Source organism: Streptococcus ratti FA-1 = DSM 20564, from assembly GCF_000286075.1.
Classification (GTDB): Bacteria; Bacillota; Bacilli; order Lactobacillales; family Streptococcaceae; genus Streptococcus; species Streptococcus ratti.
Map to the genome: position 1 here is coordinate 864332 of NZ_AJTZ01000005.1, position 20441 is coordinate 884772.

A 20441-nucleotide genomic window follows, 5' to 3' on the forward strand; every position below is an offset into this window, starting at 1 on the left:
TTTTTCAAGACTTTGTGAATTTTTATTTGTGAATTTTTGAGCGAAATCATAAAAACTCTTCCAAACACGGATACCTCTTTCTGTCTGTTCAGAGTTCTGCCAAAAAATCTGCTACATCACTGTCATCAGGTACCAGCTGCAAATAGCTGTCAGCCAAGGATTTGACCTTTTCTTGATAGCCAAATTCTCGCAAAATATAGATATAGTCCTTGAGAAATTCCGGATTGCCGGCCAAATCTGCTGCCAGATCTTCATACAGCTCAAGTGCTTTTTCATCCTGATCCAATGCCTGATAAGCCTTAGCAATGTTCCATTTGGTCAGCACATTGTCAATAGCTTCAGTATCTAAGTTTACTACTTCCTCAAAGCGTTCTTCTTCCAGATACAAGTTGCTGAGCCGCATCAGAATTTCTTCATCATCTTCGGCAACATCCAAAGCCTTAAGCAAATAGTTTTCTGCTGCTTTTTTATCGTGCAGCTCATAGGACAGCTGTGAAGCTAAAAGCAGCAGGCGGCTGTCAAAAGCATTTTTGGTCAGGCCTTGCTGCAGCAGCCGCAGGGCATCTTCTGTCTTGTGTTCAGCATGAAGAGAAAGGGCATAAACATATTCATAGCCGGCAAAATCAGGATTTATAGTATCCAACTGCTTAAAGTAGAGATTGGCTCTTTGGTATTCTTCTTGGTCATAAAGAAGAACAGCCGTTTCAAACACCGTTTGGTCATCGAATTCAATCTCAATAGCTTTTTCAAAAAACTCGATAGCTGCTTCAAATTTACCTAAACCAGCATAGGCACGGCCTATTCTTTCATAGGTCGAGATTCCTGTTTCCTCTAGAATTTCACGATTGTCCAGCTGAGCGTAGTGCTTGATAGCGTCCTGAAAAAGCTCCAAATTCATTTCAATTTCTGCCAGACCAAAAATCACAAGAGAGTCCTGGCTGATACGGCTAGCTTCAAGCATTTTTTCCCTGGCAACATCTGTAAGTCCTTCCGCATCATATAAATCAGCCTTGACAAGCAGAGCAGCCAGATAATCGGGGCTTTCAGACGCAATAGCATCCAAATACATGAAAGCCTCGTCAGTCTGACCGTCCTCACTGGCAATCTGAGCCAGATTGATATTAACTTCGGGAAAATCAGGCTGCAGCTGCAAATAAATCTCTTTAGCCTGAGGGTAAAAGCCAATAGACTGCAAGTATTCGGCCAAAGACAGAAGTGTCTCAGCGTCGTCTTCTCTCAGCGCCCGTTTTAAATATTTTTTAGCATGCACTAAATCCTGATTGTGAATAGCTGCAAGCATTTTTTCACTGTTTAACATTTTCTTTACTGACCTCATCTTCCTTTTCATAGAGACCGCTGACAGGCTTGTACCACTCGAAAATTTCCTTGACAAGAACTTTTAAGGAGGCATAGACAGGAATTCCTAAGAAAACACCCCAAACACCAAACATAGAACCGGCTGTCAGCAAAATAAACATAATGGTAATAGGATGGATACTGAGTTTGCTGCCTAGAACAAGCGGCGAAACAAAACGCCCTTCAATAGTCTGTTCAATAATAAAAACCACTATTACCTTAATCACCATAATCGGGCCCTCAACCAGCGCTAAAATTAAAACTGGTATTGTAGCCAAAAAACTTCCTAAATAAGGAATCAAATTTAAAAAACCGGCAACAATCCCGAAAGTCACTGCATAAGGCAAACCAATAATACTGAACATAAGGGAAAACAGAAAACCAACAATGATAGCTACCGTTACCTGCCCTTGAACGTAGCTGGCCAACTGGTTGCTAACATCATTGAGAATGCGGTGAGCCGGCTGGCGCATTTTTGTCGGCAGGTAAGAAACAAAAGCTTTTTTCATCTTGCTACTGTCGCGCAAAAGATAAAAAACAATAAAAGGCGAAATCAAAATAGAAACCGTAACACGCGCAAGCACAGAAGCAAAATTTCCTGCCCAGGTTACAGCACCCTTAGAAAAGGACTCTGCATAATCTACAGCCTTTTGACTGAAATTCGTAACTGTCTCTTCGATTTGCGGGCGAAAGCTGGCTAAAATATCATTTTTTAACAGACCCGCAACTTGATCATCAACAGACCTAACATAGCTTGGCAGCTGCCTGATAAAAGAAGACAGCTGATCATTGAGCATTGGAAAAAGATTAGCAATTCCCCAAGCTAAAAGCCCAGCTATCGCCAGAAAAACAATCGTAATGGCTGTGACACGGCTGGTACCCCGCTTTTCAATAAAATCAACAATAGGTTTTAAGAGATAGTACAGCAAAGCCGCAATGACCAGAGGAAGCATAATAACAGCCATAAAAGAAAAGATGGGCTTTAAAATAGGGCTTATTTTCGTGAAAACAAGAATATTCAAAAAAAACAAAAGCAAAACCAGTAAAACTGTTACAGCTTTATTATTTAAAAACCATTTAAAAAACCAAGTCATATCAAATTTCTTTTGATTATTATCCATCCGCATCCTCCTAACAAGTACTCCTTAGCTTATGGCTGCCCTTTGGACTAAGGCTTTTAAAGCTATTTGTCATAAAACGTCACTTGTTTATCAATCAATTTTTTCTGAACATAGGTAAATTTGGCTGAGAAAAAAGGAACATCTTCCAAAATCCATTTAAAAATTTCATAGTCCCCTTCCCATGTCGGCTTTTGAAGTACCTGATCATAAGGAACCCAAGCAAGAGTCCCCTCACGGCTTTCCTCATCTGAAATAAGCTCACCTTCAAAATCAGTTACCTTAAACACATAAGTGTACCAGTCGTGTCCCGGCGTAAAGTCAGGAAAGGTAATTACTCCTTTGAAGTCCATCTTTTTGACCTTTAAATGGGTTTCTTCAAAAATTTCCCGACGCGCACACTCATCGGGACTTTCTCCTCTTTCTATTTTGCCGCCGACACTGATCCACTTACCCTCATGAACATCATTTTCTTTTTTATTTCGATGCAAGAGCAGCAATTCACGTCCGTTATCAATATAACAAATCGTTGCTAACTTTGTCATTTCTCCTGTCCTCTCTTTTCTCTTTATTATTATAACAAAAATTATGCTATAATTTGGACAAGAAAACTACAGGGAAGAATCAAATGATTGAAACGGTTTATTTTGGCATTTACACCAGACACACACCAAAGAGGAACTACACTGCTCGTTTCGATACTGAAAGAGGAACTTTATCAGATCTAGAATTGCTTGCGGCTGCGGCCAAAGAAAATCCGACTTATCTAGCTTTTGACCGGAACAATCATCTTTTCAGCGTCTCAAAACAAGCTGACAGAGGCGAAGCTGCCAGCTTTGCTCCGGACAATCAAGCTCATCAATCGCGTCTTAGAGGCAGACGCTCCGCTGTGCCACCTCATTGTCGGCCATCAAGATCTGACAATATTACCATTTTTAGGCGTGATGGTCAAACAGGACGGCTGACAGAAGTCAGCCACAGTTTTAAAGTCCCTGAAATAGTTTGTGTGGCCTTTAAGAATGAGAAAGAGTGATGATATGGTGCCAAAATTAGGTTTAAAAACCAGCAGCGACCCCGAACAATTGAACAGCCGCCTGATCCATCAGCCAGAGATTCTAGAATTTTATACCGACCAAGCTGATTTTTCAAAAAACGGGCTCAAGCGTCTGAACGACGCCATCCAAGAGGTTAAAGAGCGCGCTACAGACAAAATTATTCTCCGTCAGCCCATGACTTTTCAAGGTGATTTTCTGGAGATGATTGTGCCTAAAGAGCTCTTTCCTAAAAGCTTTCATTTCTTGGAAAAATCAACCAGTGACCTGCTGCAGCTGGCATTTGACCATCATATTCAGGTTCTGCTTCACGGTTCTTATGAAATGCGAAATCAGGCTCTGATAGCCTATTACGGCAGCTGGGAAGCCGCTAATCAATATCTTTTTGACCAGCTGGACAAATTTTCAGAGCTGGGCCAGGAACATATCATGTTTGAAAATTCGATCTCACCCCTTTTTTACTTTGGCGACCCTGATTACGATGCTCTGCTATTTGCTAAAAATTACCGGCTGGCCTACGATCTTTCACACGCCTTTATCAAAATGCGGGGCAGCAATCGCAAACTCCTTGCTTCACTGAAAACTTTGAAAGATCATATTGTCCATTACCATTTAGTGGATTCTATGGGCAAAACGCACGACAGCCTGCCTTTGGGGCAAGGAAAAATCAACTGGAAAGCTGTTCTTGAGCTGCTCAATCCAGATGCTACTTCCATCTATGAAATCAATCTTAAAAACATGCTGGACCCTACCGAGCAGCTGCAAAGCCATAATTTTTTGCTGCAGCTGGCACAGAAATAAGGAAGGGACTTCCAAATTCACGCCTTTTATGGTTTAATAGAGGAAAAGAAATGAGGTAAACCTATGAACCCAACTGAACTGTTTAATCATGTTAAAGAACTTGTTGAAAAACAAGACTTCTCTGCTGCTCAGGATTTTATTGACCAGCACAAAAACGATTTGGGAGAGTATTTTGAACAGGCTAAAGGCCTTATTGACGGCGGTAAGGGGCTTGATGGCCTTGCTGACAAAGTCAAAGGACTTTTCGGCGGTAAATAAGACAATCAAAAACTTAGTTTATCCAAGGATAGGCTAAGTTTTTTTAGTATAAGCCAAAATACAAAAAAGAACCTTGCTACCAACGACAAACGTTGATATGACAAGGTTTTTTAACTTTTACTTAATAACTTCCTGAGTTTTAGCGTAGTTAGCCTCAACAGCTTCTTTTTCAGCCTTCCACCAGTCTTCGTGTTCAGTGTACCATTTAATGGTATCTTCTAGGCCTTCTTCAAAGTTGGTGAACTGCGGTTTCCATCCGAGTTCTTCACGCAGTTTTGTCGAATCAATGGCATAGCGCAAATCGTGTCCTGCACGGTCTGTCACATGGTCGTAAGCATCTTTAGGTTGTCCCATCTTTTCAAGAATTAACTCAAGAACTTCTTTGTTGTTCTTTTCACCATCAGCACCGATAAGGTAAGTTTCACCGATGCGTCCTTTAGTCAAGATAGCCCAAACACCAGTTGAATGGTCGTTTGTGTGAATCCAGTCACGAACGTTTTTACCGTCACCGTAAAGTTTTGGTTTAATTCCTGATAAAATGTTTGTGATTTGACGAGGAATGAATTTTTCGATGTGTTGGTATGGTCCATAGTTGTTAGAGCAGTTAGAAATGGTTGCTTTGACACCAAAGGAACGTACCCAAGCTTTAACAATCAAATCTGATGCAGCTTTTGTTGATGAGTAAGGTGATGATGGATTGTACTTAGTTTCAGCCGTGAATTTCTCACCTTCGCCTTCACCATGACCTGGTAAGTCTTCACGAAGGGGAAGATCACCATAAACTTCGTCCGTTGAGACGTGGTGGAAACGGATGTTGTATTTACGCGCCGCTTCGAGCAAAGTATAAGTTCCCACAAAGTTAGTATAAATAAATGGTGATGGGTCATTGAGGGAATTGTCATTGTGACTTTCAGCCGCATAGTGAACGATTGCATCCGCTTTGGCAGCCAATTTGTCAACCAATTCGGCATCCGCAATATCACCAACAACCAGCTCAACACGGTCACCAAGAATTTCTTCCAAGTTAGCACGGTTCCCAGCATATGTGAGTTTGTCAAGAACGGTCACATGAACATCTGGATGGTTGTTATAAACATAGTGGACGAAGTTTGAACCGATGAAACCAGCGCCACCGGTTACGATGATATTTTTATATTCTGTCATTTTTTTCTCCGAAAAGTTTTTTTCTTTTTTGATAGTTTCCTTAGGTAGTGGGGACGCCAGCAAACCTTCGGTTTCATGGCTAAATTTTGAACCTAAGGTTTCAAAATTTCCCTGCAAGATTACGTAAAACGTAATCTTGGAACCTGTGTTCACAAGTAAAGTGCTTTTATATAAGAGATAGTTTTTCGCTAATCAAGGCAGTTTTTTGAGGGAATACTGACTGTATTCTGAAAAAAACTAACGATGAGTAGCTGAAAAACTAGCCTTAGATGAAAGTGCTGAACTATGAATACAAGTTCCCATTTTCACTACGGCGGAAACTATCGCTAATGGCTCGCTAGGCTCGCCTTCTTCTATTGCCAGATTACTTTAAAATCTCTTTCAAGTAAGCAATCTTAGCAAAATCTTTTTGGTTATTTTTGTCTGCCCGATATGAATCTTTGGAAGAGGCCAGATAGATTTTCAAATATTGCTCAAGCGTTGGTAAGTAATAATGAACACCCTGAGTCTCCATTTCTTCTAACTCTTCTAGCTCCACACCTGCAAAGTCAGGAAGTGAATGAAGGCCACCAAATTCAACAGACAGGCCATCCTTTTGAAATTCATGCTCATGGCGGTCGACCAGGGTATAACCCAGTTGATTCATCATGGCAATCAGCTCATCCTCACGGTAAATCCGTTCTTCATCAGGTGCTTCCCAACCCCGTGGATCACTGGGCACATGAATATCAAGGTCCCTTGCCTACCAATCTCGTCCTGTTCGCCTTTCCAGACCGACAGAGCCCATTAACAAGGGAGTAATTCCTAGCTTGTTTAACTGCTCTGCTATTTCCAAAAAAGCTTGAAACATTAGAGGTCCTCTTTTCTCAAAGGTTTAACGTCTTTGAGTAAAGGATGATTTTTATCTGCTTCTGAGACTTCTGCTTCTGCCAAGTTTTCCCATGTGATGCCAAGTGCTGGGTCAGCATAGTTGACAAAGGCGTATTTTGGTTTTAGTTCGAGCGCCCAGTAGTCATTAACGAGATAACTATAAGAAACCTTGTCAGACAAGACTTGAAAACCATTGGCAACACCGCGCGGTACAAAGATACCCTTGCTAGCATCGATGACGGTTTGGTAGACATGTCCAAAACTATCACCCTCGCGCAAATCAACCCAAGAACCAAGAACTTTTCCCTCATCAGCTACTGAAATGTATTTATCCCATGGTTCTGCGTGAAGACCACGAAGAACATTTTTGCGGGAGAAGGAAACATTATTCTGCAATTTTCCTTCTGCAAAGAAGCTTTCTGGGAATCCTAGCGGCACCATTTTTTCTTTTTGGAAATTCTCTTTAAACCAGCCACGGTTATCGCCGTGAACAGGAATATCAAATTCCAGCATACCGGGAATAGCTTCAATCTTGCGAGCAGCTAATTCTTTTCCAAAAAATTGTTCTGTCATTTAAGCTTCTCCAATCAAACGGAGCAAGTATTGTCCGTATTCATTTTTCTTAAGAGGCTGAGCGAGTTCGCGAACTTGCTCCTTGGTGATGTAGCCCATGCGATAGGCAATTTCTTCCAAATTAGCCACTTGCAGATTTTGCATGCGCTGAACAGTTTCAATATATTGGGCTGCTTCAAGCAGGCTTTCATGCGTACCAGTATCCAGCCAAGCAAAGCCACGTTCCATGACCTCAACAGAGAGATTGCCGCGATCAAGATAAGCTTTATTGACATCTGTAATTTCAAGTTCTCCACGAGGGCTTGGTTTGATATTTTTAGCAATATCAATGACATCGTTATCATAGAAATAAAGACCTGTGACAGCATAGTGGGACTTAGGATGTTCTGGCTTTTCTTCAATTGAAACAGCGTTCATATTCTCATCAAATTCGACAACACCAAAACGTTCCGGATCCTTAACCTGATAACCAAAGACTGTTGCTCCTTTTTCCTTGCTGGCAGCCTTTTGCAGCATGCGGCTGAGACCAGGACCGTAATAAATATTGTCTCCTAAAATAAGGGCCACATTATCATCACCAATAAATTCTTCGCCAATAATAAAGGCTTGCGCGAGACCATCCGGACTTGGCTGTTCAGCATACGAAAGTTTAATGCCGAATTCTGAGCCATCCTGAAGCAGCTCTTCAAAACGCGGCAGATCCTGCGGCGTTGAGATGATCAAAATATCTTTGATTCCCGCCAGCATCAGAGTTGAAAGCGGATAGTAGATCATTGGTTTATCATAAACCGGCATGAGTTGTTTTGATGCAGCGCGCGTCAGTGGATACAAACGTGTACCAGAGCCGCCTGCAAGAATAATACCCTTCATTCTAGGTCTCCTCTTTATATTTAATCATCTTACATTTTATCACTTTTTGTTAGCGGTGTCACTAACCACCCTTAATCACATATTTGTCAGGACTGTAATCGTCGGCTGGCAAATCTAAAGACTTACCAGTCAGCATTTTAACCAGCTGATTGGCTATGAGAGGACCTGTAGTCAGTCCAGACGACCCCAGACCGCTTGCCGCATAGACATTGGGCAAGCCAGACACTTCTCCAAAAAATGGAGAAAAGTCACTGGTGTAGGCACGTATTCCGACACGGGTGCCTGTTGAAGCAGCAGCTTTTAATTTAGGGAGATAGGCCTGTGCTTCTTTTTCCAATGCATCTAAGCGATCGCTGTCAATTTTTAAATCAAATCCCTGATTATTCTCATGGGTAGAACCTATGCTGACCTTGCCGCCGACAAATGGAATAATATCCACTTCCCCTTCCGGCATAATCACCGGATAGTGCTCAGTTTTTAAATCCTTAAAAAAGAAATCCCTTAGCTGTCCCTTTTGCGGTCTGACATCAGCTTTGTAACCTAGCGGCTCTAGGATTTGCGGCAGCCAAGCACCACAGGCAAGTAAAACAGTATCAAAAGTTTGACCGTCAACATCATAGCAGCCATCAGCTCTGACCCCTAAGAGAACTTCCTTACTGATGAGTTCAGCCTGACTGGCTTCAAGCAGAGTCTGTGTCAATTTAGCCCCATCCACCCGAGCGGCTCCAGAAGCATAGAGCAAGCTGGTAAAACCAGTCAAATCAGCTAAGCCCTCATCAAGCTCTGCCCGCTTTCGGATTTGCAGCTGTCCGATTAAGGCCGCTTCTTTTTTTCGCTCTTTTAGCTTATCTTCATTTTTCTTAAGCAAGAAGACCCCTGCCTGATCATAAAAGTCAGCTTCATAGGCATCCGCTTGTAAATCAGCTACTAAGGTCTGATAGAAGTCTGCACCCAGACGGGCCAGTCGATACCAAGCCTTATTGCGGCGCTTTGAAAACCAGGGACAGATGATGCCTGCAGCTGCCTTGGTAGCCTGACCAACTCCTTGGTCAAAGACGGTTACCAACATATCTTTTTCTTTGGACAGATAATAAGCAGCGGTTGAACCTACAATTCCTGCGCCGATGACAGCAACTTTTTTCATCAAATTCCCTCATTATTTAGCTTTGCTTTAGACTTAATCCTATCATCAAAGCAATCCTACAAATGATAGAAAGGATTCGTATTGGCTTGGCTGGTCAAAATCTCAATGTCCCAGTTCTCTTCAGACTTCCATGCTTCAAATTTGGAAGCCAGTTTGTCAGCAAAAAGCACTTCAATGTGATGCCCTGGATCCAAGGCTAAAAGACCGTTGGTCAGCATTTCTTGAGCCGTATGGTAATAGATATCACCTGTGATATAGACCTGAGCTCCCTTATTCAGAGCTTCTTGGTAAAAACTTTGACCGCTGCCGCCGCAAATGGCTAAGCGCGATATGACCGGATTCGCCTGTTTGTAAGATACCAGGCGAATGCTGTCCAAATGAAAAATCTTTTTAACTTTCACTGCCAAATCTTCAAAAGGAAGCGGTGCAATGTCTCCGACACGTCCAATACCATAGCCATCCTTGCTGAGACTCAAGACCTCACGATTGGTAACCTCCAGCAAGTCGCAAAACCAATCGTTAAGCCCGTCAGGAACAATATCAATATTGGTATGGCTGACATAGACAGCAATGTCATGTTTAATCAAATCAATATAAATCTGGTTTTGTGCGCTTGCAGTCAAATCTTTTAAAGGCCGAAAAATTGGAGCGTGCTTAACAATCAGCAAATCTATCTTTTTTTCAATAGCTTCAGCAACCGTCGTTTCACGCACATCAAGAGCAATCATAATCCTTTTGATATCTTTATCAAGTGTTCCAATTTGCAGTCCAGATATATCGCCTTCAAGGGACAGCTCCTGCGGACAGTAAGCCTCATAGCGTTCAATAATCTGCCGTGCTTTCATGAAGTACCTCCTTAATCTGACTTATTTTTACCTTTATAGCCAGCCGATCCTGTTCATTTTTCTCAGGAATTTTCATCAAGGCCTGCTCTAATTTAGACAGTTCTCTTTGCCACCGTGCTTTAAAAACAGCTGACAGTTCCCGACGCAGGAAAGGACCAAAACGCAAATCCATATCCGACAAAGTCATCTGCCCCTTTTCAGCAACTAATATTTCATAGTATTTTTGCTTATCTGTCACTATCTTTTCAGCCGTTATCGCAAAGCCATTGGCCATTAGCCAAAGGCGCAGTTCATCTTCGCAGTTATTGGGCTGCAAAATCAGCTGCTTTACTAAAGACAGCTTAGCCTTCCCAGCTTCTAAAATTTCTGCAATCAAACGTCCGCCCATACCACAAACCGCAATAACATCAATATCATCTGATTCTGTAAAGGCCGCTAAACCGTCTGCTAGACGGACATCTACGCAATCTGATAAACCAGCTTGAGCCACATTTTCTAGGGCAGAGCTGTAGGGGCCTTCTGCCACCTCACCGGCTATAGCATAATCAATGCAGCCTTTTCCCAGCAGATAAAGCGGCAGATAGGCATGATCACTGCCGACATCAAGAAGCCTTGCACCCTTAGGTACAAAGCCCGCAATTTCCTGTAAACGCTCAGAAAGGTTGATGCCCTTCTTTTTATCTCGCATCCGAGTCACTCCATAAATTCATGGCCGACAGAAAATCGTCCGAAACTGTCACATTAGCCGGATTGGCTTCTTCACGCTCCTGCCGTCTTTCTTCAACCTGACGCAGGGTCGTAATTCCCTCCCGGCGCCAATTTCTCAAAATAGCCTGAATGTAATTCCAATTGGTTTTGCCATTAAACACAGCCTCCCGCAGAGCTGCCCGAACAAGATCAGGATCTGTTTTATCATCTGAAACTGTCTTTTCTAAGTCTTCCAATTCAAAGGGACTGAGCAGCCGTCCCAGCTCTCTTTCAAAATCTTCAACTAAATCTTTAAAGGCATTGCTGCTGTCAGCATTCGACTCCGGCTGACCTTTGCTCCGTTCGGGCTGCTCTAGCAGGTCATCCAGTTTTTTAAGAGCCAAGGCTGCATCAAAAATGACTTCACTCTCACCGTCCAGCTCAATTGTTTTCATGGCTAAAAGCTCCTGGCTGATCAGATTTGAAACACAGCGGTTAACCTGAGCTACGGTTTTTCCGACAGCTGCAGCAATTTGGCTAGTGGCAATTTCTTCCATATTTGTCGTATTTTGAAGATAGAAAAACTGCCAGACCAAAAAGTCATCAGTGCTGCTGAAAATATCTTTGTAATGAAAAAGCAAGGCACTGGGCAAAACCAAGTTCCCTGACTTATAATGTTGCAAAAAGCTCATAGGACCTCCTTACAGATAGCCATAAAATGAAACATCATTTTCTAACTCCTCTAAGCGATAAGGTGTTTCTTGATAGACCGCGTAATTAATCCAATTACTGAAGAACGTTGCCGCAGCAAGATTCCAGCGCATTTCTGGATAAGATTCGGGGTTGTCATTTTGATAATAGTTGCTTGGAATGTTAGGGTTTTTACCAGCCTTGAGGTCACGTTTATACTCATTGCCCAAGGTTTCTCGGTCATATTCCAAATGGCCAAAACTATAAATTTCCCGCATATCGCGGCTGGATAAAATGGACAAACCTACTTCCTCACCGCTGGCAATCACTTCAAGGTTTGTCTTATTGATAACATCTTTTAGGAGAACTTCTGTATGACGGGAATGAGGAGCGAGAAAACAATCATCAAAGCCTCTCATCAAAGGACTGTATGGTTTTTCTACCTTCTGCCAGTAGATACCTGAGAGTTTATCGCCCATATCAATCTTATCAATACCATAACGATAATAAAGTCCGGCCTGAGCCCCCCAGCAAAGATGTAAGGTTGAATAGACATGGGTCTTAGACCACTGAAAAACCTGGCAGAGCTCCTCCCAGTAATCAACCTCCTCAAAAGACATCGTCTCTACCGGTGCTCCCGTGATGATCAGCCCATCATAAAAGTTGCCTTTAATGTCTTCTAAGGTCTTATAAAAAGTCTTCATATGCTCAGCCTGTGTATTTTTCGAATGGTGGCTGGCCATGTATAAAAAGTCCACATTCATCTGCAAAGGAGTGTTGGCTAAGAGCCTAAGCAGCTGAGTTTCCGTTGCTACCTTTGTCGGCATCAGATTTAAAATCAGAATGCTCATCGGCCTTATATCCTGATGAATGGCCCTTTTATTATCCATAACGAAGATATTTTCAGACTTTAGAATATCCACCGCAGGTAATTTTTTATCAAGAGTAATTGGCATGAAAATATCTCCATTTCTACAATATCTATTCTAATATTATAAAGCAGAGAGATATAGTTTTCAAATATATAATTTCTCTATTTAGATATAGCAAACAGCTATAATCCACCCTTAATAATGAATGAGCACCTTATAATCATAATCGCCGATAGCCTTGCGGCCTTCAAGCTCATCCAGCTCAATCAAAAAGGCGCAGCCAGCAACAATTCCTCCCAGTCTTTCAATCATTTCAATCGTTGCCTTAACAGTTCCGCCAGTTGCCAAAAGGTCATCAACAATCAGCACACGCTGTCCTGGTTTGATGGCATCAGCATGCATGGTCAGAGTATCAATACCATATTCTTTTTCGTAATTAGCTTCAATCACCTTGCGCGGAAGCTTTCCGGGCTTACGGACCGGAGCAAAACCAACACCCAGCTCATAAGCAACCGGACAGCCGACAATAAAGCCACGTGCTTCTGGGCCGACAATCATATCAATCTTTTTGTCTGTCGCATACTGGACAATTTCGCGGACAGCATAGCTGTAGGCATTTCCATTAGCCATCAAAGGACTAATATCACGAAAGAGAATCCCGTCTTCTGGATAGTTCTCAATGGTTGCAATGTAATCTTTTAAATCCATTTCCTTACTTTCTAGGGCAATCTGCCAAAAAATCATTTACTCTTTATTATAGCATGAATTAGTCATTTTAGAAAATATTACCACTAAGACTCACGACAAACGCATGAGACGCTCCAATTCATTTTCTGAACGATAGAACCCTTTTTTAACTTAGAGTAGGCGGCTTAGATACTTGTCAAAGGACAAACTAAGGACATATTTCTTATGCCTCATACTCATTTTCTTTCCTGTATCTAGTCGCTTCAATACAGCTAAACAAAATTTATCCATCACATTCAAATTAAAAGCTAAGTGCTTGTTTAGCGTCTTATTGGCATCCTCACGAAAAACAACATCCAATAACCAGTGCATACTTTCTATCTGCCAATGCCCTCTAACATAAGCACACAATTCCTGAGCACTGACCTGGCAACTCAGAATAAAGTAGCGACTCTCTTTGCTTTCTTGTCCATTCTTTGTTATCTGAATACGAGCTCGACCTATACTCTGAATATGTCCCCAATCCGGATGAACTTTTCTCAGCCAACCGACATCGTGGAGGACATCATACTGTCTGACCTCGATTTGACCGTGGGCTTTTTCAACGGTTTCGTAAGTATCATCCCGCCTAGAATCCAACTCAAAATAGGGACGAATATCCTCTAATAGTCCCTTCTGATTCTCTTTAACAGCCAAACAGTAGTCGCCTTTTTTCTGGATAATCTTTTCCGCAATGGCCTTTTGAGTTCCTATAGCATCTATACTAATCAGGCAACCTTTGATAGAAATCATATCTAGTAAGACGGGGAACGCTGTGATTTCGTTGCTCTTCTCATCAGTCGCCACTTGACCGTAGGCTATCCCTAAGTCTGTCGCATAAGCTGTGACAATATGCAAGGCTTTCTGGGTTTGACTGGCGTTGCCTCGGACAGTTTTGCCATCAATCGCAACCAACCGTTTCGAAAAGGTTGTAAAAGTCTTGGCAGAGAGATCAGCCTCCTCTAAAATGTTAGCCCACATCTGCGTAACTTCTACAAGAACCTGTGGGTCTAATGTCGCGAAAACACGCTGAAGCGTATCGTGTGATGGGATGCCATTTTCTAAACTAAGAACAGTCCGTAAGGAGCTTTCGTAGGCATTGCCAAAGGCTTCAATCTCATCCCAGTACTCTGCGCCTGATAAACGAGCGAAGAATATTAAGAGAACAATGTCTGATAACAAATGTTTGATTTTCCAGGGCTCCCTGACATCTCTAACTTCTACCAAAAAACGAATCATCTCATTCATAACTACGACCTCCACTACTATTATAACGGAAGTCCTTTATCTCGTTTATGAAATTAATTTCTGAAAACGATATTTTCTTCATGCGTTTGTCGTGACTAAGACTCATTGGAATACATACAATTAATGTTCAGCAATTACTGATGATTGTTATGTAAAATAAATCCATACAGCCGCTACCACAGCTGTATGGATTTATCTTTTATTATCTTGTATTATCTTGTTTTACAGTTAGTTAATAGCGCATCACTCTTTTAACCAACTCCGCACAAGTTAGCTGCTTGCTTTCCTTGTCTTAAGGATTCCACCGACAAAATCGACTTACTTTTGATTTTTCGAAGTCAGGTAATCATAGATTTCCTGCGGGGTACCTAAGGCCATCAGCCCTTGAAATTTTACAAGTTTTTTCAAATCTTGATAGATATGACTCTCAGAGATCTCCCGTTTTTGCGCATCCTTATTAACTGTCATGATCCCATCATCAATAGTGACAAAATCCAGTTCATCAAAAATCTGAATCATCTTGACCAGCAAAATGTCTGGAATGTTTAGAAATTGGCTAAGCTCTTTTAATTTATGGCGCACATCAAATTCTGGAAATTGATAAATTGTCTTGTAGAGCTTGGCAAACTGCTCACGTGTTCCGTAACCTGTCAGATAATAACGATGCTTGATGATATTTTTAAAGTAAATAACCTCAAAATTACGATTTTCAAAAAGCGCTAGAAGATCTTCTTCATTTTCAGGAACTTCCAGCAGGACTACGGCCTTGCTGGCTGTTTTACCATCCAAAACAGGCACTGTTTGAGGAAGTGCGCTGCTGCGCGAGCGAATGTCAACCAGCTGGATGCCCTCAACCCTTGCATCTACCAACATAAGCTGAAGACTGGTATTGCCATTCCACCGATTAACAGATATGGTCACGGCCAATTCTAGATTCTGAGCCTGTTGAAATTCCTGAAGCAGAGCTCCCTGATTAAAAGCAATCAGATCAAATTCAGATGCTTCCTGAGCAAGACGAAGCTTGAGATGAGCACCGTTTTGTCCCATGATCCTAGCCTGTTTAACCTTAAAATCCTTTATCAGAAAAACAGGTTTATCATTGTCCATGCCAAAGGGCGCCAGTTTTTCCAAACCTTTAACGGTTTCAAAGCTCAGCTGTGACAAAGGAAGCTCAGCATCAATAACCAGCGGATTCTTTTGAGAGAGGTCAATATGGTGCTCTTCAATATAGGATACAAGGACTTGTTCAAGTTTTTCCAGCTGGTCGGCTTCCAAAGTCATACCGGCCGCACCGCTGTGTCCGCCAAAGGCCGTAAACAAGTCTCTATGCTCATTCAAAGCAGCAAAAATATTGACCGTGCTCAAGCTGCGGGCGCTCCCCTTAGCCAAGCCGTTTTCAATATTGAGGACAATCACCGGCTGGTTAATTTCTTCCATAATACGTCCTGCGACAATGCCCAAGACGCCGGCATGCCAGCCTTCTTTGGCCAGAACCTGGGCAGGTTTTGTTGTATCAACCATGGCCATGGCCTCATCAAAAATTGTCTGAACAATGGCCTTGCGTTCCTCGTTTTTATCATTAATCATGACCGCAATCGTACGGGCTTCTTCTTCATCAAAGCCTGTCAATAGCTCTACAGCAGGATTGGGATCATCCAAGCGGCCTAAAGCATTGAGCTGCGGAGCCACTTTGAAGCCGATGGTCTCTTCGCTGATACTGTCTGCTTGAACGCCTGAGAGAGCCAGCAATTCCTGCAGGCCAATACGCTCTGTCTGCTTAAGCAGTTCTAGGCCGTATTTTACCATGATACGGTTTTCATCTGTCAGAGAAACCATATCAGCAATCGTTCCGATAGCTACTAAATCCAGCATCTCCACAGGAACAGACTCTAAAAGAGCGCAGGCCAGTTTAAAGGCAACACCGCAGCCGGCTAAATATTTAAAAGGATAGGCTGCATCAGGATGCTCAGGGTGAACAATGGCATAAGCAGATGGCAGTTCTTGGGGCAGGCTGTGATGGTCTGTCACAATGACATCAACGCCCTCTTTCTGCGCATAGGCAATCGCCTCTTTGCCGGCAACACCATTATCTACCGTAACAATCAAAGACACACCCTGCTGTTCAATAAAATACCGATAGACACTCTGGTTTGGACCATAACCATCTGTAAAACGGTTGGGAAGATAGACCAGACATTCTGCTCCCATCATCTCCAGCGCTTCTTTGACAATAGAACTGGATGTCATACCATCAGCATCATAATCGCCGTAAATTAAAATAGTTTCATAGTTTTCAATGGCCTGACGAATCCGCTTAACCGCTTTTTCCATATCGTTTAAAAGATAGGGATCATGAAGCTGTGACAAATCAGGATGCAAAAACTGCTCGAGAGCACTAGCTTCGTTAAGGCCGCGTCCATAGAGAATTTGGGCAGCCGCTTGACTGAGCTTTTCTTTTTTAATCAGCTCAAAAAAGCCATCATCTGGCTTTTCCTGTTTTATTTTCCAATCAAATTTGGATGTAATCATTTATAATTAAATACCTTTCTGGCCAAAAAATCCGACAATCTTGGAAAAAGGCTATAGGCCTTGTGTGCAGCTCTTAGCGTCCAAGGCAGGTTGAGTTCTCGCTTGTTTTTCCCTAAAAGCGCAATGATTTTCTTTGCGACATCACTCGGCTGCAGAGTGAATTCTTCAATACTCTTAAGGTAATTGCCGCTAGGATCAGCCTTATCAAAGAATTTAGTGGCAATCGGTCCGGGATTGACAGTAGTCACGTAAACACCCTTGTCTGCTAACTCCAAGCGCAGAGCATTGGAAAAACCGATAACAGCAAATTTGGTGGCTGAGTAAATCGTTGACTTGTTCGTCGCAATCAGGCCAGCCATGCTGGCAATATTAACGATGTGCCCCTTGCCTGCTTCAGCCATTCTTTGGCCGACAAGGCGTGAAAAATTGATGGTCGCCAAAGTGTTAACATCAAACATTTCCCGAATGTCACTGTTTGAGAATTGATCAAAATCCTTAAATTCACCAAAGCCGGCATTGTTGATAAAAATATCAATGCGGCCAAATTGCTGATAAATAGTATCAACTATCGCCTTTAAAGCCTTATCATCTGTGATGTCAACTGAAAAACAGCTCACTGGTCTGCGATGGGCATACATGGTTTCTAATTTTTCCTTGCTCCGGCCGAGCAAAACAAGCTGATCAGTCTGCGGAAGACGCTTAATCATCGCCTCTGCAATTCCTCCGGACGCTCCGGTGATTACAATAATACGTTCCTTCATAGTTTTACTTCCTCTAAATCCCTGACAACATGGACATCTTCAAAAATTTCCTGAGCATCGCTGCGCATCTTACTGATGTCCCGCGACAGAAAACGAGCACTGATATGGTTGAGCAGCAGTTTCTTAGCCGAAGCAGCTTTTGCTACTTTAGCTGCTTCCATATTGGTAGAGTGGCCGTGACGCCTGGCTAATTTTTCATCCCCCTTACCGTAGGTTGACTCATGAACCAAGACATCTGCTCCCAAAGCCAGACGGATGCTGGCATTTGTTTTGCGGGTATCTCCTAAAATAGTAACAACTTTTCCTTTTTTAGGAGCTGAAATATAATCCTTAGCAATAATTTTTCTCCCATCCTCCAAGACAATATCCTGGCCATTTTTTATTTTGCCAAAGAGCGGGCCAAAAGGGACCCCTGCGGCAGTCAGCTTTTCAGCATCAAGCGTGCCTTCCAAATCTTTTTGCACTACACGGTAGCCTACACAAAAAATAGTATGGTCTAATTTTTCAGCATAGATTGTGAATTGATCCGTTTCAAGAATCTTTCCCAAATGTTTTTCATTAAATTCATGAAAGTAAATCCGGTAAGGCAGATGAGCGCCCGAAGCCCGCAAACTGCCCATTACCAGCCCTTTGATGCCAACAGGGCCGTAAATATCAACATCTGTCTGCTCTTCATTAGCCTGAAAGGCGCGGCTTGATAAAAAGCCCGGCAGACCAAATACGTGATCGCCATGCAGATGGGTAATAAAAATCTTTCTGATTTTACGCGGCTTGATTGTTGTTTCTAAAATTTGACGCTGAGTTCCTTCCCCGCAGTCAAACATCCAAATTTCATTAATTTCATCCAAAAGTTTTAAAACAAGACTTGATACATTCCTGGCTTTAGCCGGCTGGCCGGCACCAGTTCCTAAAAATTGAATTTCCATACTTACTATACTTTCTGTTTATACTTTTCTATACTGGTTAATCTTCAACAATATAAAGCACAGCTTGACGCTGAGCATAGCTGTAATAGCGCTGACCTTGATAGGCCTTAGCCGCTTCCATAATTTCTTCCTGATTAAAACCGGAGATTTTAACGGATCCATCTTTTAATTTCTTAATATCAGTCAGAAGGGCTGAGCTGTTTTCGATGATCTCATTCTCACTTTCTTCAAAGGCCAAAGGTTTCATTTTTATGGTCTGGCCGTCCACAAAAACCTTATACTGCGGAAAAATCTGAGCCAATTCAAATAAAAGACTGTCAGTAATCGGCTCGTCCAGCTCACTGAAAACCTGAGCAATTTCCTCTTCATTTTCATAGGCAAAGCCATAGGATTTTCCCGATAGATTAAGGCGAACAAAGGGTTTATGCTCGTCAAAGGAAGGCTTGTCGGTCAATAGCTGCAGCTTTTGACTCAAATCAAAATAATAATCTGTCGCTGCCTTAGGTGACTGCTTTTGATAAATTTCAGCAAAATAGGCATTAATAACACTGGGCGGCGGTGTGATAAAGGCCAGCTTATCTGCATGAGACAGAGACGCCAGTTTATTTTTCAAATAAACCTTATCCAAGCTGGTGAACCCGCCATACTTAAGAGCTAAGTCAAGATAGTTCGACATAAAATGTTTCCAGCCTCCACTTGTTTTTTTCTGCAATATAGCCTCTAATCTCTTTGCTATCTTGATCAACATCATAGGAATCAAGCAGAGCTATACGGCTTAGATCATAGAGTTTATAGGCATTTTCCTGATTTATCTTAAGGGTGAAGGGCATAAACATAGTTTTTATTTTCTCCACAATAGCCTGACGTAAAATCAAAGCTCCTTCCTGAGATTTAGCCGAAAGACTGACATAAGGATACTGGCTGGCCGCAAATTTTTTGACCTTGTCCATTTTATTATAAACCACTAAACGCGGAATCGCTGACATGCCAAGGTCAGACAGAATATCCAGAACAACCTGTTCATGTTCCTCATGGTTAGGATCGCTAGCATCAACAATATGCAGCAGCAAATCAACCTGACGGCTCTCCTCCAGCGTTGATTTAAAAGCTGCTACAAGTTCGGTTGGTAAATCCTGAATAAAACCAACGGTATCTGTCAAAGTCACCTGAAAACAGTCCAACAGATAAATTTGCTTGGTTGTTGCATCAAGTGTTGCAAAAAGCTCATTGGCTTCATACTGGCTCTTGTCAGTCAACATATTCATGATTGTTGACTTTCCAGCATTGGTATAGCCAATCAAACCAATTTTAAAAATCTCTGAATCAAGCCGCTTGTCACGATTGGTTCCCCGATTTTTTTCGACAATTTTCAACTGGCGCTCTATATCTGCAATTTGTTTGCGAATGGAGCGACGATTGAGTTCTAACTGACTTTCTCCAGGACCGCGGCTGCCGATTCCACCTGCCTGACGGCTAAGCATAAGACCCTGTCCGACAAGGCGCGGCAGCATATATTTGAGCTGAGCTAAATGAACCTGAAGTTTTCCTTCGTGGCTTCTGGCCCGCATGGCAAAAATATCCAAAATAAGCTGCATGCGGTCAATCACTTTGATACCAAACTCTGCTTCCAGATAAGTGTTTTGACGCGGTGTCAAGCGATTGTTGACGATAACCGTATCAATTTCATCAGCAGCAATCATTTGTTTGATTTCAAGCAATTTCCCTGAACCAATGAAACTTTTACTGTCATAGCGTTCCCTTTTTTGGGAATAGGAATGAATGACCTCAGCTCCTGCTGTCTGTGCGAGACTGGCCAGCTCTTTCATGGACATCTCAAAGTTATCACTGTCCGGTAGATCTACTCCGACAAGGATAACACGCTCTTGTTTCTGACTGGTTTCAATCATTCATTCCTGCCCCTTGCTTTCATCAATTTTCAGCCTTTTTCCAT

General features: G+C 42.3%; 21 protein-coding genes and 1 pseudogene. 3 read left to right on the forward strand and 19 right to left on the reverse strand.

Going from position 1 to position 20441, the window contains the following annotated elements; all coding sequences use genetic code 11:
* Nucleotides 1-88: 88 nt before the first annotated feature.
* From SRA_RS06115 to SRA_RS06125, 3 genes are all read right to left on the reverse strand, one after another.
* Complete coding sequence (locus SRA_RS06115; RefSeq protein WP_003088778.1) at nucleotides 89-1318, reverse strand: tetratricopeptide repeat protein; 1230 nt, start codon at nucleotides 1316-1318, stop codon at nucleotides 89-91.
* Complete coding sequence (locus SRA_RS06120; RefSeq protein ID WP_003088780.1) at nucleotides 1305-2477, reverse strand: AI-2E family transporter; 1173 nt, start codon at nucleotides 2475-2477, stop codon at nucleotides 1305-1307. The genes SRA_RS06115 and SRA_RS06120 overlap by 14 nt, the downstream gene beginning before the upstream one ends.
* Before the next feature lie 62 nt (nucleotides 2478-2539).
* On the reverse strand, nucleotides 2540-3019 hold the full coding sequence (locus SRA_RS06125; protein WP_003088782.1) for an NUDIX hydrolase: 480 nt from the start codon (nucleotides 3017-3019) through the stop codon (nucleotides 2540-2542).
* Between the two features lie 83 nt (nucleotides 3020-3102).
* On the opposite strand from SRA_RS06125, the gene SRA_RS06130 reads away from it, so the two are divergent.
* The 3 genes from SRA_RS06130 (at nucleotide 3103) to SRA_RS06140 (ending at nucleotide 4585) form a co-directional block, all read left to right on the forward strand.
* Nucleotides 3103-3507, forward strand: coding sequence for a beta-propeller fold lactonase family protein (locus SRA_RS06130; protein WP_003088784.1), 405 nt, complete (start codon nucleotides 3103-3105; stop codon nucleotides 3505-3507).
* Nucleotides 3508-3511: 4 nt separating this feature from the next.
* The gene (locus tag SRA_RS06135; protein WP_003088787.1) at nucleotides 3512-4327 is read left to right on the forward strand and encodes a sugar phosphate isomerase/epimerase family protein; all 816 of its coding nucleotides are present in this window, start codon (nucleotides 3512-3514) and stop codon (nucleotides 4325-4327) included.
* Nucleotides 4328-4390: 63 nt separating this feature from the next.
* A complete protein-coding gene (locus tag SRA_RS06140; RefSeq protein WP_003088790.1) occupies nucleotides 4391-4585 on the forward strand; it encodes a hypothetical protein in 195 nt (64 codons plus the stop codon).
* 117 nt (nucleotides 4586-4702) lie between these two features.
* Here the strand turns inward: SRA_RS06140 and rfbB are convergent, their stop codons facing one another.
* The 16 genes and pseudogenes from rfbB to hflX all read right to left on the reverse strand — a co-directional run bounded on the left by rfbB (nucleotide 4703) and on the right by hflX (nucleotide 20397).
* The gene (gene rfbB / locus SRA_RS06145) at nucleotides 4703-5749 is read right to left on the reverse strand and encodes a dTDP-glucose 4,6-dehydratase (protein ID WP_003088794.1); all 1047 of its coding nucleotides are present in this window, start codon (nucleotides 5747-5749) and stop codon (nucleotides 4703-4705) included.
* A gap of 364 nt (nucleotides 5750-6113) precedes the next feature.
* Nucleotides 6114-6599 (reverse strand): annotated as a pseudogene (locus tag SRA_RS06150) (phosphoribosylanthranilate isomerase).
* The gene (locus tag SRA_RS06155; protein WP_003088797.1) at nucleotides 6599-7192 is read right to left on the reverse strand and encodes a dTDP-4-dehydrorhamnose 3,5-epimerase family protein; all 594 of its coding nucleotides are present in this window, start codon (nucleotides 7190-7192) and stop codon (nucleotides 6599-6601) included. Before SRA_RS06155 ends, SRA_RS06150 begins: the two are co-directional and overlap by 1 nt.
* Nucleotides 7193-8062 (reverse strand): glucose-1-phosphate thymidylyltransferase RfbA, encoded by an 870-nt coding sequence (gene rfbA / locus SRA_RS06160; RefSeq protein WP_003088800.1) that lies wholly within the window; start codon nucleotides 8060-8062, stop codon nucleotides 7193-7195.
* Nucleotides 8063-8123: 61 nt separating this feature from the next.
* Nucleotides 8124-9206: an NAD(P)/FAD-dependent oxidoreductase gene (locus tag SRA_RS06165; RefSeq protein ID WP_003088802.1), complete on the reverse strand. Its 1083-nt coding sequence runs from the start codon at nucleotides 9204-9206 to the stop codon at nucleotides 8124-8126.
* A 56-nt stretch (nucleotides 9207-9262) separates the two neighbouring features.
* Nucleotides 9263-10051 (reverse strand): Nif3-like dinuclear metal center hexameric protein, encoded by a 789-nt coding sequence (locus tag SRA_RS06170; protein ID WP_003088804.1) that lies wholly within the window; start codon nucleotides 10049-10051, stop codon nucleotides 9263-9265.
* Entirely contained in the window at nucleotides 10029-10739 is a 711-nt protein-coding gene (locus tag SRA_RS06175; protein ID WP_003088805.1) for a tRNA (adenine(22)-N(1))-methyltransferase, read from the reverse strand. Before SRA_RS06175 ends, SRA_RS06170 begins: the two co-directional genes overlap by 23 nt.
* Complete coding sequence (locus SRA_RS06180) at nucleotides 10729-11430, reverse strand: DnaD domain-containing protein (protein ID WP_003088806.1); 702 nt, start codon at nucleotides 11428-11430, stop codon at nucleotides 10729-10731. The genes SRA_RS06175 and SRA_RS06180 overlap by 11 nt, the downstream gene beginning before the upstream one ends.
* A gap of 9 nt (nucleotides 11431-11439) precedes the next feature.
* Nucleotides 11440-12384, reverse strand: a complete 945-nt coding sequence (gene metA / locus SRA_RS06185) for a homoserine O-acetyltransferase MetA (RefSeq protein ID WP_003088807.1) — start codon at nucleotides 12382-12384, stop codon at nucleotides 11440-11442.
* Between the two features lie 111 nt (nucleotides 12385-12495).
* Nucleotides 12496-13008, reverse strand: coding sequence for an adenine phosphoribosyltransferase (locus SRA_RS06190; protein ID WP_003088808.1), 513 nt, complete (start codon nucleotides 13006-13008; stop codon nucleotides 12496-12498).
* A gap of 150 nt (nucleotides 13009-13158) precedes the next feature.
* Complete coding sequence (locus SRA_RS06195) at nucleotides 13159-14274, reverse strand: ISAs1 family transposase (RefSeq protein WP_003086492.1); 1116 nt, start codon at nucleotides 14272-14274, stop codon at nucleotides 13159-13161.
* Between the two features lie 318 nt (nucleotides 14275-14592).
* Nucleotides 14593-16803 (reverse strand): single-stranded-DNA-specific exonuclease RecJ, encoded by a 2211-nt coding sequence (recJ, locus tag SRA_RS06200; protein WP_003088809.1) that lies wholly within the window; start codon nucleotides 16801-16803, stop codon nucleotides 14593-14595.
* Nucleotides 16800-17564 carry an SDR family NAD(P)-dependent oxidoreductase gene (locus SRA_RS06205; protein WP_003088810.1) on the reverse strand — a complete coding sequence of 255 codons (765 nt, stop codon included), beginning with the start codon at nucleotides 17562-17564 and terminating at the stop codon, nucleotides 16800-16802. The genes recJ and SRA_RS06205 overlap by 4 nt, the downstream gene beginning before the upstream one ends.
* Complete coding sequence (gene rnz / locus SRA_RS06210) at nucleotides 17561-18490, reverse strand: ribonuclease Z (RefSeq protein ID WP_003088811.1); 930 nt, start codon at nucleotides 18488-18490, stop codon at nucleotides 17561-17563. Before rnz ends, SRA_RS06205 begins: the two co-directional genes overlap by 4 nt.
* A gap of 37 nt (nucleotides 18491-18527) precedes the next feature.
* Nucleotides 18528-19166 (reverse strand): hypothetical protein, encoded by a 639-nt coding sequence (locus SRA_RS06215; protein ID WP_003088812.1) that lies wholly within the window; start codon nucleotides 19164-19166, stop codon nucleotides 18528-18530.
* Nucleotides 19150-20397: a GTPase HflX gene (gene hflX / locus SRA_RS06220; RefSeq protein WP_003088813.1), complete on the reverse strand. Its 1248-nt coding sequence runs from the start codon at nucleotides 20395-20397 to the stop codon at nucleotides 19150-19152. Before hflX ends, SRA_RS06215 begins: the two co-directional genes overlap by 17 nt.
* Nucleotides 20398-20441: the final 44 nt, after the last annotated feature.

Coding starts and splice junctions, on each gene's coding strand:
- SRA_RS06115 (WP_003088778.1), bottom strand. CDS start 1,318: ATGTTAAACAGTGAAAAAATGCTTGCAGCTATTCACAATCAGGATTTA.
- SRA_RS06120 (WP_003088780.1), bottom strand. CDS start 2,477: ATGGATAATAATCAAAAGAAATTTGATATGACTTGGTTTTTTAAATGG.
- SRA_RS06125 (WP_003088782.1), bottom strand. CDS start 3,019: ATGACAAAGTTAGCAACGATTTGTTATATTGATAACGGACGTGAATTG.
- SRA_RS06130 (WP_003088784.1), top strand. CDS start 3,103: ATGATTGAAACGGTTTATTTTGGCATTTACACCAGACACACACCAAAG.
- SRA_RS06135 (WP_003088787.1), top strand. CDS start 3,512: ATGGTGCCAAAATTAGGTTTAAAAACCAGCAGCGACCCCGAACAATTG.
- SRA_RS06140 (WP_003088790.1), top strand. CDS start 4,391: ATGAACCCAACTGAACTGTTTAATCATGTTAAAGAACTTGTTGAAAAA.
- rfbB (WP_003088794.1), bottom strand. CDS start 5,749: ATGACAGAATATAAAAATATCATCGTAACCGGTGGCGCTGGTTTCATC.
- SRA_RS06155 (WP_003088797.1), bottom strand. CDS start 7,192: ATGACAGAACAATTTTTTGGAAAAGAATTAGCTGCTCGCAAGATTGAA.
- rfbA (WP_003088800.1), bottom strand. CDS start 8,062: ATGAAGGGTATTATTCTTGCAGGCGGCTCTGGTACACGTTTGTATCCA.
- SRA_RS06165 (WP_003088802.1), bottom strand. CDS start 9,206: ATGAAAAAAGTTGCTGTCATCGGCGCAGGAATTGTAGGTTCAACCGCT.
- SRA_RS06170 (WP_003088804.1), bottom strand. CDS start 10,051: ATGAAAGCACGGCAGATTATTGAACGCTATGAGGCTTACTGTCCGCAG.
- SRA_RS06175 (WP_003088805.1), bottom strand. CDS start 10,739: ATGCGAGATAAAAAGAAGGGCATCAACCTTTCTGAGCGTTTACAGGAA.
- SRA_RS06180 (WP_003088806.1), bottom strand. CDS start 11,430: ATGAGCTTTTTGCAACATTATAAGTCAGGGAACTTGGTTTTGCCCAGT.
- metA (WP_003088807.1), bottom strand. CDS start 12,384: ATGCCAATTACTCTTGATAAAAAATTACCTGCGGTGGATATTCTAAAG.
- SRA_RS06190 (WP_003088808.1), bottom strand. CDS start 13,008: ATGGATTTAAAAGATTACATTGCAACCATTGAGAACTATCCAGAAGAC.
- SRA_RS06195 (WP_003086492.1), bottom strand. CDS start 14,274: ATGAATGAGATGATTCGTTTTTTGGTAGAAGTTAGAGATGTCAGGGAG.
- recJ (WP_003088809.1), bottom strand. CDS start 16,803: ATGATTACATCCAAATTTGATTGGAAAATAAAACAGGAAAAGCCAGAT.
- SRA_RS06205 (WP_003088810.1), bottom strand. CDS start 17,564: ATGAAGGAACGTATTATTGTAATCACCGGAGCGTCCGGAGGAATTGCA.
- rnz (WP_003088811.1), bottom strand. CDS start 18,490: ATGGAAATTCAATTTTTAGGAACTGGTGCCGGCCAGCCGGCTAAAGCC.
- SRA_RS06215 (WP_003088812.1), bottom strand. CDS start 19,166: ATGTCGAACTATCTTGACTTAGCTCTTAAGTATGGCGGGTTCACCAGC.
- hflX (WP_003088813.1), bottom strand. CDS start 20,397: ATGATTGAAACCAGTCAGAAACAAGAGCGTGTTATCCTTGTCGGAGTA.